General features: G+C 60.8%; 10 protein-coding genes. 7 read left to right on the top strand and 3 right to left on the bottom strand.

Annotated features, from left to right (window positions below; all coding sequences use genetic code 11):
* Nucleotides 1–296: 296 nt before the first annotated feature.
* From VGM51_05420 to VGM51_05410, 3 genes are read left to right on the top strand one after another with little or no spacing between them, the layout of a single operon-like run.
* On the top strand, nt 297–1,241 hold the full coding sequence (locus VGM51_05420; GenBank protein ID HEY3412487.1) for a cytochrome c3 family protein: 945 nt from the start codon (nt 297–299) through the stop codon (nt 1,239–1,241).
* On the top strand, nt 1,238–1,912 hold the full coding sequence (locus tag VGM51_05415) for a cytochrome b/b6 domain-containing protein (protein HEY3412486.1): 675 nt from the start codon (nt 1,238–1,240) through the stop codon (nt 1,910–1,912). The genes VGM51_05420 and VGM51_05415 overlap by 4 nt, the downstream gene beginning before the upstream one ends.
* Nucleotides 1,893–4,124 carry a cytochrome c3 family protein gene (locus VGM51_05410; protein ID HEY3412485.1) on the top strand — a complete coding sequence of 744 codons (2,232 nt, stop codon included), beginning with the start codon at nt 1,893–1,895 and terminating at the stop codon, nt 4,122–4,124. Before VGM51_05415 ends, VGM51_05410 begins: the two co-directional genes overlap by 20 nt.
* An 83-nt stretch (nt 4,125–4,207) precedes the next feature.
* Here the strand turns inward: VGM51_05410 and VGM51_05405 are convergent, their stop codons facing one another.
* Nucleotides 4,208–4,624, bottom strand: a complete 417-nt coding sequence (locus VGM51_05405; GenBank protein HEY3412484.1) for a DUF302 domain-containing protein — start codon at nt 4,622–4,624, stop codon at nt 4,208–4,210.
* Between the two features lie 257 nt (nt 4,625–4,881).
* Nucleotides 4,882–5,214 (bottom strand): metalloregulator ArsR/SmtB family transcription factor, encoded by a 333-nt coding sequence (locus VGM51_05400; GenBank protein ID HEY3412483.1) that lies wholly within the window; start codon nt 5,212–5,214, stop codon nt 4,882–4,884.
* A gap of 335 nt (nt 5,215–5,549) precedes the next feature.
* On the opposite strand from VGM51_05400, the gene VGM51_05395 reads away from it, so the two are divergent.
* The 3 genes from VGM51_05395 (at nt 5,550) to VGM51_05385 (ending at nt 8,608) form a co-directional block, all read left to right on the top strand.
* Entirely contained in the window at nt 5,550–6,581 is a 1,032-nt protein-coding gene (locus tag VGM51_05395; protein ID HEY3412482.1) for a redox-sensing transcriptional repressor Rex, read from the top strand.
* 15 nt (nt 6,582–6,596) lie between these two features.
* Nucleotides 6,597–6,851, top strand: a complete 255-nt coding sequence (locus tag VGM51_05390; protein ID HEY3412481.1) for a hypothetical protein — start codon at nt 6,597–6,599, stop codon at nt 6,849–6,851.
* Nucleotides 6,852–7,135: 284 nt separating this feature from the next.
* Entirely contained in the window at nt 7,136–8,608 is a 1,473-nt protein-coding gene (locus tag VGM51_05385) for an RHS repeat-associated core domain-containing protein (protein HEY3412480.1), read from the top strand.
* Between the two features lie 947 nt (nt 8,609–9,555).
* Here the strand turns inward: VGM51_05385 and VGM51_05380 are convergent.
* A complete protein-coding gene (locus VGM51_05380) occupies nt 9,556–11,334 on the bottom strand; it encodes a glycoside hydrolase family 2 TIM barrel-domain containing protein (GenBank protein ID HEY3412479.1) in 1,779 nt (592 codons plus the stop codon).
* Between the two features lie 330 nt (nt 11,335–11,664).
* Here VGM51_05380 and VGM51_05375 point away from each other — a divergent pair, with 330 nt between their 5' ends.
* A complete protein-coding gene (locus VGM51_05375; protein ID HEY3412478.1) occupies nt 11,665–15,477 on the top strand; it encodes a hypothetical protein in 3,813 nt (1,270 codons plus the stop codon).
* The last annotated feature ends 7 nt before the right edge of the window (nt 15,478–15,484 follow it).

Here is a 15,484-nt window from a genome sequence, read left to right as displayed (position 1 = left end):
CGATGTAAGGCGCGGTGCTGCCGGTGAGCGCATCGAAATGGTGCGGGCCCGCGAACTTCAGGGCATTATATAGACACAGCAATATATACATATCAAATTTATGCGAAGGTTAATGAATCGCGGAGCCGACGCGTGCGTTCCGCCTATTTCCGACCAAAATGGTCGGCAATTGATAAATACCGGGTATGGGGCTATGCATTTTTTGCGAAATCGGTTATAATTCTTCCTGAACGTGGATAGATAGGTATATACCTATATACACCCCATCTCGGGAGGCACCTGTTGTGATTGGCGGTATGACAACAAGACGACGCACGCACGCCGGCCTGGCGACCGCCCTGTTTGCGGCGCTGGCGTGTATCCTTTCGGCGCCGGCCGCCGCGGTTGGGCCGGATGCCACCGTGAACGGCTCCTGTCTCCGGTGCCACTCCATGGGCACTTTCGCGCGACGCGCCCCAACCGGTGAGGTTGAAAACCTCTCCGTGAACCCGAAAACCTTCAGCGCCAGCGAGATCGGGGCCCTCCCATGTACGCGGTGCCACGATGCGGGGTTCAAGCGATTTCCGCACCCGAAGCGGCCTCCGCTTCAGTTTGCGGCCGTTTTAGGAAAGAACAAACCGGATCTCGCGGGGGCGCCCCTCGCGGAGATTCAGAACGAGTTCAAGCAGAGCGTTCACTTCCAAAAGCACCCTACCTTGTTTACGTGCTTCCGATGCCACGATCCGCACTCCTTCCGGCGCTGGCGCGAAGTTACGCGGCAGAGCGTGGCCGAAAGGAACGCGATTTGTCTTCGCTGCCATGCATCGCAGGAGAACTACTCGCGCATCGCCGGGCGTCGCGTGCCCGATCTATCCGTGGTGCACGCCTGGCTGCCGCACGCTGAGATACACATGGCGCAGGTCCGCTGCCTGGACTGCCACGCCAGCGCCGTCGCACCGTCCCACAGCCACCTCATTATGCCGAAGAGCCAGGCCGTCCGCGACTGTGTGAAATGTCATTCGGCCAACACGGTGCTGCGCGACAAGCTCTACAAACACGAACGCGGACAGGAGATGGCGCGGCTGGGGTTTGCGAACGCGCTCATCGTCAACAACACCTACGTTATCGGCGCAACGCGCAACAGGATTCTGGACACGCTGGGCGCCCTCATCGTCCTCGGAACGCTGGCGGGCATGGGTGGCCATACGGTCTTGAGGACGCGCGGACGAGGCCCATCCGGCCACGCCGGGGAGGACAAATGATGACCACGCGCCCGATGTTCCCGGGATGGGTCCGCGGATGGCACTGGATGAACGCCGCGCTCTTTGTCACGCTGGCCGTGACCGGCTTCAGCCTCCATTTCGCCGGCGCTGGCGCGGCGCCCGTGTCCTTCAGGCTCGCCGTCCTCACACATAACCTGGCCGGCGCGCTGCTGGCTCTGAATTACTTCGTCTATGTGGCAATCCTCATTTTCACCGGGGAATGGCGCCAGTATGCCGTCCGCTTGCACGGCATCGTCGGGCGGCTGCGGGTCCAGGCGGCGTACTACCTCGGCGGGATCGCCCGCGGTGAGCCGCACCCTTTCCATGCCACGCCGGAGCGCCGGTTCAACCCGCTGCAGCAATTGACATATGCCGCGACGATGTTCGTCGGGTTCCCAGTGCTGGCCATTACCGGCCTCTTCATGCTATTTCCCGAGACGGCGCCGGAACGGGTTGCCGGCATCGGAGGAGTGTGGCCGATGGCCGTCCTCCACACGCTGTTGGCTTACTGCTTCGTGGCGTTTCTTGCCATGCACGTTTACCTCGCGCTCACGTGCTCCGAACCGCATTCGGGGCTGCGCGCAATGATCACCGGCGGCGCTATCGCCGAGCCGAACGTGGGACCGACGCGGGTCCCGGAGATTGACAACCATGTTCTGGAAACGGATTAAGGACGCTCTGAAGGCGGGGGCGAAACCATTTGGCAAGGTCGCGCCGCCCCTTCGGACGTTTATGGCAAAGCGAAAGCGGCCGTTGATTTACGTCTCCATCCCGCTGGCGCTGTGGCTGGCATTTTACGTCTTCGCAGAGGGCGGGCTGGAATGGTACACAGGGATCAGGAACGGTCCGCTGAAGTACAGCAGCGTGCAAACGCTTACGCCGGATGAGTTCGATGCGCTGGCGGACAGCCTTGTGCGCGGCGCCCGCGAGGCCGATGCCGCCAAGCTATCGGAGAATTCGAAAGACCCCGTCGTGCGCCAGGAACGTGAGCGCCTGTTGCTCCAAACGGCGTCCTTCCGTTCTGCGGGCAATCGCTACCCGCATATCGAGTACTTCCGACGGGCCGGCATCCGCTCCTACACCGGGCCGGAAACCTGCCTGAAGTGCCATCAGACGATGAAGGTCAACGGGCCGGACGGCAACGTCCATCAGGTAGACACGATGGACGACGTGATGGACACCTCCCACTTCCAGTTCCAGAGAATGGTCGCCGGTTTCTCGACCGTTGGTTACGACGGCCGCGTTGTGGACGGGGCTGGAACCCGGCCCGTGCCGGTCGGCAAAATCGACCGGGCATGCGGCATCCCTGGGAGTTTCTCGTGGACCGGCTGGGCGTCCCTGGTGAAGAGCAAGCCGGCATCGGCCGGCGGCAAAGTCGTGATGCGGAGTGAGGGTTGCGGCCAGTGCCACATCGGCGGCAACTACCACCCGGCGACGGAACTGATGCTTCCGGCGTTCAAGATTCCGACGGCTACGAAGCACGGACTGGACTGCCTCATCTGCCACTCGGACACTTACGATATGAACTATCGCCACGTGATCAAGGACAACGTGGGGATGCGCTGGGATCAGGACCGGACGATGAGAGCGGCGCTGACGGTGGGGCGGCCGACCGCCAAATCGTGCCTGCGGTGCCACCAGCATAACATGGGCGGCGATGTCTATGCCCACAACGTGGCCTCGCGGTCGTTGGGATTCACCAACTCTCGTCTCCTCCACGACGGGGCGAAACGCGGAAATCCGTTCGCGGCCGAGGACGACGTGCACGCGAAGGCGAACATGAACTGCCTCGACTGCCACCGGCCGCAGGGTCACAAGATCCCGCGCGGCAGCCTGGGCACCGATCTGGTGTCGAACGACCTGCCGGGCAAGGCCGTGTCGTGCGAATCATGTCACACGACGGCGCCCCACACGAAGAACCCGCTCACCCGAGTGATCCTGAATGGGCACAGTGCGCGCGTAGCCTGCGAGACCTGCCACATCAAGAGTCTCCAGGCCAGGAGCGTTGTGCTGCGGGATTGGGTGCACCCGACGTTCGACAAGCGGGAGGGTGTGTACGTTCCCACCGACATCTACCGGAACGGACAGGCCGGCAAGGGCCTCCAGTTCCTGTGGTTCAACGGCTATGGAACGTTCCTTGCCAACGCGCTGGGCGACAATCCGTTGGGTGGCACGGCGTACAATCCCCTGATGAACCAGATTACCCGGCTGTCCAACCCGGCGATCCGCAAGGAAGTACTGGCGTCCAACCGCGCGTTTTTCGTGGCGAACAAACTGGATCCATCCACGTATCTGACAGCGCCGCTGGACACGTTGACACAGTTGAGCCCGGAGATGCGTGCGACGCGGGCATCCGTGGTCGAACAGAACCTTCGCCCAACTATGGACAGGTTCCCGAGCAAAATCTACCCGTTCAAGATGTTCAACGCCTACATGTACGAAGACATGGGCAACCAGGGACCGTTCGGGGCGATGATCATGCCGTTTGACTACGCCACCTACTACGAAACGGGAGATTCCCGCAAAGCAATGGAGGTGGCCGTGAGCAACCCCATGGTGAAGCGGATGTACCAGGCGCCGTTCAAGTACTACATGATGGACGAGTTCATGAAGTACTTCGGCGTGGGCGTGTGGAACCCGAACTACCCGCTGGATCCGCGATACCGGAAGAACCTGCAGCCGCACTGGATGCGCCAGATGGGCACACTGATGGTGAATCATGGCATCCAGAAGGAAGGCCGCGCGTGCCAGGAATGCCACAGCCCGAACGGGATCATGGACTTCAAGGCGCTCGGATACAGCCCCGCCAAGGTCCAGGATTTGACCCATCTGCGCGAACTCAAGTGGATTGACCAGGCGAAGAAACAGATGGCGGCGAGGTAGTCACCGCAAAGCGACGTAACAATGGGGCCCGGGCAGAAATTGCCCGGGCCCCATTGTTGCGTGTGCTGAATAATAGTAGATGGCTAGTGGCCGGCGACCGCGGCGATAACCCTCGTGAGGCGCTCTTTCGCCTCATCGGCGACCGGCTTGAGCTCTTCAGCGCCGAACGCGGCGATGCCAGCTTCGGGGTCCATCGCGGAAACGATGCACATTCCCTCCCGCTGTTCGATCACCACGTTGCACGGCAGCATCAGTCCCATCGCCGGGTTCGTTGTGAGCGACCGATAGGCGAGACTGGGATTGCATGCGCCGAGGATAACGTACGGACGGAAGTCGACGCCCAGCTTATCCTTAAGCGTCTGGGCCACATTGATTTCTGTCAGCACGCCGAACCCCTCTTCTTTCAGCGCGGCCTTCACCCGGGAGGATGTGTTCTCGATCGAATCGACCACGGAGGTCGTAATTCCCATTTTCCCATACGCGGCTTCAAGCGGTTCCATTCGCACTCCTCTTCAGTTGTTGTGCTCAGCGGGGGCGTCCGGGGACGGAGGCGCCTCTTCGTCCAGATGATCGCGTCGAGACTCGACGCGGCAGCTATCGGACATTCAGGTCGGGACTCCGGCGCGGGGCAGGATCCATTTCATCAACGCAAAGTAGGCGACGATGAACAGGATCGTCACTAGATAGTCTGGCATTGCTTTACCGTCCTTCCTCTATTCCCAACAACCGGGCGGACGAAACCATTCCCCGGGGGCGTCTAGCAGGAAGCGCCGGCATTGTGTTGCCGGATGCAGTCGAGGATGAGAAGGACGCTGGGGGTGGCGATGCTGTAGAAGACGAAATTGCCCTGGCGCTGTGAACCGAGGACGCCCTGGTCCTTGAGGATGCGCAATTGCTGGCTCACAACAGCCTGCTGCGCGCCGCATGCCTCCTCAATCTGGCTGACCGTACGCGCCTCGCCTTCATTACGCAGATAATCGAGGATCCGCAGCCGAATTGGGTGGGCCACCGCCCGCAGCATTGGCGTCACGGTGGTCAGGGCGTCCATCGGGATCAGGGATTGAGTGTTCGATTCGGTACTGTCTTTCATATACATCTACTATATAGCAATTTCGAGATTCTGTCAACCGTGCACTGAGTCAGCGCTCCACGTGTCCATGAGCGGATGCCGACGTCTGGAGCTGAAGACCGCCTGAAGCCGGTCAGCGCTGCGCCGTTCCACGGAGCGGGTACCAACAGGCACCGTATCCCAGGTGACGCCTTTAGCCGATGAGGGCAAGGGTATCCTGCAGCGAGCAATCGGAGCGGCTGGAGATAATCTTCAGTTATATGTGGCACCGGTCAATGCGTTCATGCTTATAATGCGGAGATCGTGGGCCGGTTATCAGTCCTTTGTGCATGACGGCACGATCAAGGAGGTCGTGCGTGGATTGCGTCTCGTGCTGCGGGCTGTTCGATTGCGGGCAGTGCCGATACCGTGATGAGGGTAATTGCTTCGGGTGCCGTCAGGGCAATTCTTTCCTGGAGGCGTGGGGACGGACCCCCTGCACGATTTACTCATGCGTTCACGCCCAGGGCATCACCGACTGCCAGGCGTGCACGAACGCGGAGTGCATGCAGCGGGGGAAGCTGGAACACGTATGCCCCCTGCGCGCCGGCATCGACGAGCGGGACCAGTGGGTTTGGCGCGTCGCCCGGCATATTGAGCACAGGGAAGTCGGCGGCTCGACGCTTCCACGGCTTCCTCTCAAAACGCTGATGCGCTTCCGCTGGTACGTCACGGCGCTCGGCGACTTCGCGGAGCACGACATTGACATTATCTCGTCACGCGAACTGGCGGACAAGGTGGGGGTAGGCGCCCCGATGGTTCGCAAGGACCTTTCCTATGTCGGCGACCTGGGCACGCCCGGGCTCGGGTATCAGGTCTCTTATCTTCAGGAGCGCCTCCATCAGCTTCTGGAGCACCAGACGTGCCTGCTGGCGTGGGTAGGGGCAGAATGGCTCAGTAACCTTCTAACAACATTCGCGCCCGCCGTTGACCTCAACTTCCGGATCGTCGCGGCTTTCGACACACGGCCGGAGTGGATCGGAAAGAAGGTTGGGCAATGGGAAGTGCTGCCTCTGTCCGATCTCGGCGCGGTCTTTTCAAACGGCAACGTCGATGGCGCGGTCCTGGCGCTGCCGGAGTTCGCCTCCAGAGTCGCCGACGAATTGGTTGAAGCGGGCGCGAGGGGCATCCTGAACATGACGCCATCTACACTGTCACTGCCCCCGCATGTCAGCGTGCGGCAGGTTGACCTCGTAGGCGAGATGATGGCCCTGGCGATGACGGTCAGCGACGATACCCGGCTTCCGCGCACTCGACAGCCCGCCCGGCCGTTCGGCGCCCGTGCCGCCGGCCGGCAGTCGCCCGCGGCAGTCTCGGCGATGCCTGAGTTAACGCGTCAGAGCCAGTGACGCCAAACGAAGTAAATGGGGCACGCTGACGTACCCCATTGCCTCACGCCGGACGAGATGCGCGGCCGCTACTTCGGCGGCTCGATGCCGATGATTCCAACGTCGATGTACTGCCCGCCGCTCGTCTGCCTCTATCTGGCTCACCGTACGCGCCTCGCCTTCATTACGCAGATAATCGAGGATCCGCAGCCGGATGGGGTGGCCCACCGCCCGCAGCATCAACGTCACCGTGGTCAGGGCGTCCATGGGGATCAAGGCCGGGTTATCTGAATCATGCTTCTGTCAACCATGGGGAAAACATGGGAAGATTCTCGCGGCGAAGGCGCCCCGTCCAACTCGAAATAAATCCAATTGTCCATTGACCTGGTTGATAAATCGGTGGTAGTTTATATTTGGTGCGAAAGAGCTACGGTTCGAGCCAGACCGTTGTTGGCGTCATTCACACTTTTTGTGTGTCGTCGAGAAAGGCAGTTACCGTGGAAGGCCCCTGGCTGACAAACCAGCAGGTGTCCTTCAACTATGCTTGCAGTTGCGGGGAGTTGGACACGGTAGCCATGCCGTACATGAATCACGTCAACCAACTAGGGACTAACAATGCGTCCGCCGGTTGGCAGTACGTAAGCGGTACCGATGTGCTGCTGGATGAAGCAGACTGGCCCGCGACTAATGACCTTACCGCCCTGCCGGACATGGTATTGACCGGTCCCGATAAGGTTGGTTCCGAGGCGGTAGTACGGAATCACATCTTTGACGACAGTGGTACCGGTTACCCGTCTGATGGGCTCTACAGGACAGTTGGGGAATCGATGACCGGAACTTCCGGTGACAACTACGACTACGCTTACACGCTCGACGATGTAGGCAACCGCACACAGGTCGATACCGCGTCGAACACATTCACGTACTCCTACGACACGATCGGCCTGAACCAACTCTACGAGGTCTGGGACACCGGCACGATCGACGACGCATTCTCCTACGAATCCGCCGGCAATCTGGAGTACATTATGCAGTACAATGACCCATCTCCAGGGGGCAACCTGTACTGGTTCTCGTATTCCCCGGCCAACCAACTAACCGCTATCGATGAATACGGAGGGACCTACGGCCCAACAGGAAGTTTCGTCTATGATGGCCTTGGGCGCCTTGTCACAAAGACGGATGCCGCCGGCCACGTTGACCATCTGTTCTACGATGGTTCGCATCTGGCGTACGAAACCCGATCCGGCACCTCCAACGCCGTAGCCTACCAGTGGGCGGGCGGCATGCTGCTCTCCCAAAAACAAACCACCGCCACCAGCAGCCATGTCTACTGGTACTTGGAAGACACTCACGGCAACGTGGTGGGGCTGGTGGACGGCGCGAACAACAACACACCGGTTGCCCAGTACATTTACGACGCCTTCGGCAACCTACTGCCAAGCTCGTTCGAGAATCAGGCGGCAATGCCCATCTCCAACCCGCTGCGCTACCGCGGCATGCCGGGCTATCATTACCTCGGTGAGATTCCTGGCACGACAACCAATACGCAGCACACCTTCTACACCGCCGGCGCAAGAACGTACGACGCGGGAACCGGCCGGTGGCTTCAAGAAGACCCGATTGTGGGAATCAGGTCTGACCCCTTGTCCTTCAACCGGTACCTCTATTGCGATGCCAACCCGGCAATGAACGATGACCCACTGGGGCTTGCGACGGTGCAGCGCATGGGCTTTCTTGACTGCCTGAATTGGCTAATGGACCCTGATAATGATCCGGCGTGGCGATTCTTACAGATATCTGATCTAGGTACAGGCGCTTATTTTGGCAGCTTTGTCGGTGGGGCAAGAGCTGGCGCTGTTGCAGTTGGTGTGTTGGCGGGTGGTGGCGGCCTTGTCCGTCCAAACCAATACGCCGGTGGCCCCATTAGCTGGATAATCTGCGTGAGCATAGGCCCAGTACGGTTCGTTGATCCAGGTTCGTTCGAGCCCTCGCGTTTGCACGACGAGATCTGGCGCCGGGAGGGGAAAACGATTCCTGAAAACTGATCAAATGCGCAACCCGCAGTGGGATTGCCCTTTACGAATAGCCAAAGAGCTTTCCATCTAGCGAACCTAGGTGGCCAATCGGATAAACCTCGTGGTTTTCTGCGGTAGCGCCGGCGTCTTCGTCGCCCCCCCCGCCATCGCCAGCCGGTCCTTCTGGCTGGATGTCGGCGGGGGACGCCGGCCCTATTGCGACGATATACGATCGTTCAACGACGGAACACTTAGGTCGCGATGTTTGGAGGAGTGCGCAAGCCGTGCCCGAATCTCTAGCGCATCTGCTGATTGTCCGTCGGCTCCGAAAATCCGGGGGGCACACCCCGAATGCTCGCGGCATAGAGGATGTCGCCGGGCATAACGCACTAGTTGCGTATCCGTTGTCCCCGAGTAGGAGTGGCGAAGCACCCTACTCCGCTGAATTCCAAACACAAAGTCAAGGAGCATACCGAGCCATGCCAATTCTTCGGTTTGTGATGTCGGCGCTTGTTAGCTTATTGGTTGGCGGCGCCGTTCAGGAAGTGCAGTTCCAATGCATAATAAGGTGGCTTAAGCTGTCCGCAGTTGCCCACAGGGTGGTGGCTGCCATTTCGATATTCATTACGACCTTCGCTGCCGCAGGTGTCTTCGTTGTTCTGGCGCAGGTACCGCCGTACAGACAGACGTGGACGGCCTTCTGTGCTGCAATTTCACTGGCGGGCCTTTCGGCCGCATCTCGCACCCCCCGCGGCGAACGCCCATTCACGTCCCTGTGGCGATACCCACCGCGATAGGCCGATGGCGAGAGCATAGTTGCACTGGGCGTCCGGCGCCTCCGAAATTTGCCAGATATTTTGCGTCCGGGGGTGCTTCCGACAATAATACGCAGGCTTGGATCAAACACGCCGCACAGCTTCTAGACCGCCGGCGCCAGATCATACGACGCCGACTTTGGCCGCCGGCTTCTTGTCGGTTTACGGAGCCGCCTCGTTCTTCACCTGCGGCGGCGGAATCTGCCCTGTGTTGGCGGCGCGGACGGCAGCGCTATCCATCTTGATGATCGCGCGGTCATACGTGAGGATGCCGTTGCACTCGGTTTCGACGTCGGTTGTCTGAGTGTACACCACGGCGCAGATGCCCGGATCGTCCTTCAGCGCCCAAACCTGGCGGAAGAGGTCCACGTACTCGGCCGTGAGGGCGTTGCGATCCTTCAGCGTCTGGTATCCCCACGCCTTCTTCGTCCACGTATGGTTGCGCACCGGGAGGCCCAATCCGCCGAACTCCCCCACAACCGCCACGCGCGGCCAAACGGGCGCGGGCGATTTCGGAGCAGGGTAACTGTGAGTATCAAAGGTATCGCCCACACCGGCGTCGGTCCAGCCGCTGGCGTTGTTCACCAGGCGGCTCGGGTCCAGCGATTTCACCCACGGCGCAATCCGTTCCGTATCATACTGGCCCCAGCCTTCATTGAAGGGCACCCACATGATGATGCACGGATTGTTGTGCCGCCCTCGAACCATCCGCTGAAGTTCCCGTTCGAACTGCCGTCTGGATTCCTCCGATTTGTTATCCCCTGAGGGCATGTCCTGCCAGACAAGCATGCCCATCTTGTCGCACCAGTAGTACCACCGCTCCGGTTCGACCTTGACGTGCTTGCGGATCATATTGAATCCGAGTTTCTTCGCGATCGCGATATCGTACTTCAGCGCTGCGTCCGTTGGAGCGGTATAGATCCCGTCCGGCCAGAAGCCCTGGTCCAGCGGGCCTACCTGGAATACCGGTTTGCCGTTCAGCATCATACGCGGGATGCCATTGACCTTCCGGATATCAATCGACCGCATGCCGAAGTAACTGCGAACGGAGTCCGCAGGCTTGCCATTCCGGCGCGTGGACACGTTAAGCCCGTACAGGAATGGCGAAGACGGCGACCACAACTTGGCGTTAGGAACGGGAACCTTCATCTCTTCGCCGGGAGCGCCCTCAGCGGCGCCCACGTTTCGATTGCCATCCCTCGCCACGGCGCGAACCACGACTCCTTCGCTGCCATCCACGCGCACACGGAGACGGAGGCAGGAGTTTTCGACGTCCGGGGTGATGATCAACTGCCTGATGCTGGATTGCGGAACCGGTTCGAGCCATACGGTTTGCCAGATGCCGGTACACGGGGTGTAGAAGATGCCGCCGGGCTTGTTCACCTGCTTGCCACGCGGCTGATTGCCGCCATCCGACGGATCGAACACCTCGACAACCAGGTCCTGCTTGCTGGCAGTAAGGTGGTCCGTGATGTCCACGCTGAACCCGTCATAGCCGCCCTCGTGTTCCATCACCATGGCACCGTTGATCGATACCTTCGCCTGCCAATCAACCGCGCCGAAGTGCAGGATTACGCGTTGACCGGCCCACGCCTGCGGTATTTCAAACGTACGATGATACCTCAGGCGCTCCGCCCTCTCCATCACCCCGGACAGCGCGGACTCCACAGGGTAGGGGACCAGTATCTGGTGATTGGATGCGACCGTGCCGCGTTCGTCCGCGAGGATGCTAAGCTCCCACAGGCCGTTCAGGTTGAGCCAGTCCTTGCGAACCATCTGAGGACGGGGATATTCGGGCAGAGCGTTGCGCGGTGAAACGGCTTTGGCCCAGCGTGTCATCAGCGGAGCTTTTGCCGCGTGCCATGTGGCCGCGGCAACCTGCGCCATCACCATTCCGGCGATAAGCATCAGGCAGAGAAACAGCAGCATTCGAGTCATCATTTTGGGTTCGGTCTCCTCCCCGCATTGTATGGCGGCTGGACAAAACCGTCAACACGGGTCGCCCGAATCACGATAGTTTTGGCGCGCGTGCCGGACGTAGCCAGGAGAAGGCGCAGCCGTTTTCATACTGACTGGAATCGCGCCCGCTTCGGGCGAACGGGACGCGGGGAAACGCTGCCGGGAGCGATCGCCAAAGGAGCCGCTGGCGGCAGGGAGAGGCTGACGGCGCCGCCATTCGACAACACCGAAGCGCTGCTCACATTATACTGCGTAGACCACATCCAGCAAACGGGCGGCCGCGCCCGTTGTAGAAACGGAGAAATGTGCCGAATGAAGCATTCCCAAGCGAGTCTGGCAGCACTGCTCCTCCTTTCAGGCGCTGCCTCATCCCAGGCCGGCCCTCAGCATTGGGGCTCCGGGTACCCCTATCTTGTGACCATCGAGCGTGACGCCCGGGGCGCCCGGTTGTCGGCGTATGAGCCGCCCCTCCGGGCGAAGAACGCGGTATGGCTTCGCCGGTGGGTCGATTCCGGCGCGCGATACAACAGCGTCATTCCCGGCGGACTGTCGGTAGGCGATTTCTGGCCGGGGGGCGTAGGCAAGGAATACGCCGTCCTACTGACAAAGGCCCCTTCCGGGACCAGGGCCTTCTTCGCCGAGGCGCCCGAAGCGTTCGGCACGATGCCGTGGAAGTGGTCGAGCGGAAGCTCTGTAAAGCTCCAGGGGGTGGTGCTCCAATCAGCCGCGGGCGACCTCCTTGGCCAGAAGAAGGACCAGTTGCTTGTGCTCACCTCGTCCCCGCGTGGCCGCCAGATCGAAGTCTGGGGAGTCACCGGTACCCCGGGAAGCCCCATCTTGCGGCGGCAGGCAATGATCCCGGTCGCCAGAAACGCGGGCGGTTTCGTTTGTGGAGACTTCTGGGGCGAGGGCAGGGACCGGATCGGGCTGATAACGGCGAACCGTATCGATTTCCTGAAGCTGACCGACGGCAAGCTTAGCCCGATGGTCAGCGCCAAGATGCGTGGCGGAAAACCCGGACTGGCGGTCTCCGCAGATTTCGTGAAAGATGGCTTCGACGTGCTGGCTGTGACCGGAGCCGAAACCGACTCATACAGTATCTTCTCGGCTCCTTTGCTTCCCGGAACGAAGAAGAAGCAGGGGCCGGTATATACAGGCAGGGCGATGTCCGGCCAACCGCTCCCGGGGTTCAGTGGAGCGAACCAGACATTCGCGATGGCGGCCCGGTTGGATACCAGGGGTGGCATCATCGGCGCCGGCGTGGGCCGTGTGTTCGGATACGTGAGAGATACGCCAATATCCGCCATCCGAAAGAGCCACGGCATCGATCCACGCCCGGATGCCGAGATCGCCTTCACTTCGAGGTTTCCGCTTTACTCGTTGACCAAGGGGGCTCCGCACTACGGATGGCCCCTCAAGGGTGAAACCTTCGGCTACGACGTTGCGATCAAGAACAACGGCGCGACGCCGATCCCAGCAGGTGCGAAATTGACCGTCTGGTTTGGCGCCAAACAGCGAAATGCGGACACCAGCGAGGCAACCATGCGGAAGCCCGATCGAGTGGTGAAAATTGGCAAGCCCATCCCGCCGTTCGACCCGATGCATCCCAGCTACATTCATATCAAAGTCCAGGGGAAGTGGCCGTACAGCCTGATCAAGATGTCGCCGCAAGCCACATGGATGAAGATCAACCTAGAGCAGGTGGGGGAACGCTGGCTCGTCCTGAAACTCGACGCCCCGGGGGATCGAACGCTGCGCAACAACCGCGTTGAGGCGGCCTTCCACGCGCACACGTTTCACCCCATCCACCGTGAGAACACCCTGGCGGACCGCGTCCCGACAGTGTTGGGCGACCCGTGCAGCCTGGAATATCTCTCGAGCAAACTCGCAGACGCGGAGACATGCGTTTGGGAGCGTTCACGGACGCAAAACAACGAGGATGTCCTCCAACGCGTCTTCTTTGATGGTTACAAGATCGGCTTTCCGGACGCGGAAACGGACGAGGCTAAGCGCCTCGCCGCCTGGCACGCGATTCAGGAGTGGTGGGAAGGCTGGCGAGAGCTTGATATCTGGACGGGTGAGAACCAGACCTGGGAGAAGTACGATTGGAGCTATTCCCCGGAACTGCACGAGACTGAACACCTTTTCCATCCTCTCGGCGACCTCTATGGCAACTACGTGATGCCCGTCTGGCTGCGGGAATGCAAGATGGCGGACGGAACCCCCGTGCAGATGCGCACAAACCTCTGGGGGCCCGATCTATTCGGTGACGGGCATGCGCTGATTGGCCCCGCCGCCTGCGAACTGATGAAGCGGTATCTGGTGGGGTCTCGCGGCGCCGGCCTAGAGGCGTGGTGGACCGTGGCGCCGAAGACGGTGAAGGTTCAGATACTCGATCGCGCAGGGAAACCTGTTCCGAACGCGGAAGTCACGTGGTGGAGCGATTCACACATCGGGGCGGTTGGCGCCGGAAGGACCGACGCTACTGGCTGCTGGGACGTCAGTTCCTTTTTCGGCAAGCTCAGTGAGCCGGACAAGATCGGCGTCCGGCATTTCTACGGCGATCAGAACGGCGGCCTCACCGACTTCAATGCTGACATCTTCACCGTCAGGATCGGCAGCTACCAGGACGCGGCCATCCTCGGCGCCAGCGACGTTAACGCTCACAGCCGCCTCTCGCTGCTTCACCACGCGATGTTGAACCCCGAGGAATGGACCTGGCCGATCAAGACCAACTACGCCCCCGACGCCCCCGAACCCGATTTCAAACTGGTGAGCGCCGTTCGCGGCGCGCGTATCTCGATCGACGTAGACGGGCCGAAAGCGAAGTATGCGCTCTACCGCAGTTGGGAACCGGCTTATATCCGGGAGAAACTCGGCGAGTTTGAGGCGGGAGGCGATACGCCTCCTATGATCCAGGACATGGCGGAAGCGGATGGCCACTCCGCCGGGAGGTTCCGGGCGATCTACGAGGTCACACGTCTCGCAGATGGGAAGGAGAGCCTCCCTCGCCGGATATCCGTTTGCGGATTGAAGAACGGCAAGGGGGTTTCGGCCATGAATGATGGCCGGCTTGTTGTGGCAACCAATGCCGGAATCGCGAATCCCTTCGCGGTCATCTTCGACGGCACGACACCTGCGGAGGAGTTCTTCTATCACTATCGATTCGGTCACACGGCCCGGAAAGTCGTACAGTCGCTAAAAGACCCGAAGCGGTTCTACGTGACGCTTACAGGATCGGACACGAAGCCGGCGTACGGGTTCGACATCGCCGTACCAAATGCGACCGGAGCCTACGAAGTGCGAAGCGAGATGAACGACTTTTCGTGCAGTTCGTTCACAGGCTCAACGACTCAGACGCTGACGTTGGCCGATCAGAAGATGGCGGACCGCCTCAACCCCGGGGACAGTATCTACGTTGGCGACAAATACGTCCGGATTATCGCAAAGGACGGCCTGGCCCTCACCACGGATGGGCGCGTATTCGCCGATGGCGCGACGAATCTCACCTTCACCGCGGACCGGACGGCGGGCTCGCCCGGAAGCCGCGCGGAGATGCGGGAACTTGATCACGCCGGCGGACTGGCGTGCCTGAACGTGGCCGGGAAGGAATACGTCGCCATCGCCGACACCGGGAATCACCGGGTCGTCGTCTGGAGCGATACCACCGCCTACGTCGCAAAGTACGATGATCCGGCATTCACGCCGATGGCCATAGCAGCGGACCCGATTGAACCGAGCGCATTCGGTGTGGTCGGACGCACCGGTGCGGGCGTTGCTTCCGTGCGAAGGATGACGTTCGACGGCGCGGGGCTGAATCTTGTCAAGGAAGTCCCGCTGTCGGACGCAAGCGTGAGCACGAACGGCGCGTTGGGCATCGCCATCGCGAAGATGCCGGGTGAACCCTTCCAGGTTGCCATTTCGGACGCCGAGGGCAAGCAGGTATTGGAGTACACCGCCGGAGCGAATGCCCTGACCCTGCAAACGAAACTCGTCAAGGCAATCGGTGTCTGCGCCGGCGACCCGACGCTTGAGAAGCCGCTCGACGTGGCGTACGTGGAAAAGGACGGGGTGCTGCAACTCTTCGCGCTCGATAACGCCGACAGGTTGGTTCGATTGCGGTAGGCCATCT

Source organism: Armatimonadota bacterium (genome assembly GCA_036504095.1).
Classification (GTDB): domain Bacteria; phylum Armatimonadota; class DTGP01; order JAKQQT01; family JAKQQT01; genus DASXUL01.
Note: the sequence above shows the minus strand (reverse complement) of the source record. Positions and strands in the feature narration are given on the sequence as shown.

Bases quoted from the DNA above. Each gene is read 5' to 3' on its own strand.
- VGM51_05420 (HEY3412487.1), top strand. From the start codon at position 297: ATGACAACAAGACGACGCACGCACGCCGGCCTGGCGACCGCCCTGTTT.
- VGM51_05415 (HEY3412486.1), top strand. From the start codon at position 1,238: ATGATGACCACGCGCCCGATGTTCCCGGGATGGGTCCGCGGATGGCAC.
- VGM51_05410 (HEY3412485.1), top strand. From the start codon at position 1,893: ATGTTCTGGAAACGGATTAAGGACGCTCTGAAGGCGGGGGCGAAACCA.
- VGM51_05405 (HEY3412484.1), bottom strand. From the start codon at position 4,624: ATGGAACCGCTTGAAGCCGCGTATGGGAAAATGGGAATTACGACCTCC.
- VGM51_05400 (HEY3412483.1), bottom strand. From the start codon at position 5,214: ATGAAAGACAGTACCGAATCGAACACTCAATCCCTGATCCCGATGGAC.
- VGM51_05390 (HEY3412481.1), top strand. From the start codon at position 6,597: ATGGGGCACGCTGACGTACCCCATTGCCTCACGCCGGACGAGATGCGC.
- VGM51_05385 (HEY3412480.1), top strand. From the start codon at position 7,136: ATGCCGTACATGAATCACGTCAACCAACTAGGGACTAACAATGCGTCC.
- VGM51_05380 (HEY3412479.1), bottom strand. From the start codon at position 11,334: ATGATGACTCGAATGCTGCTGTTTCTCTGCCTGATGCTTATCGCCGGA.
- VGM51_05375 (HEY3412478.1), top strand. From the start codon at position 11,665: ATGAAGCATTCCCAAGCGAGTCTGGCAGCACTGCTCCTCCTTTCAGGC.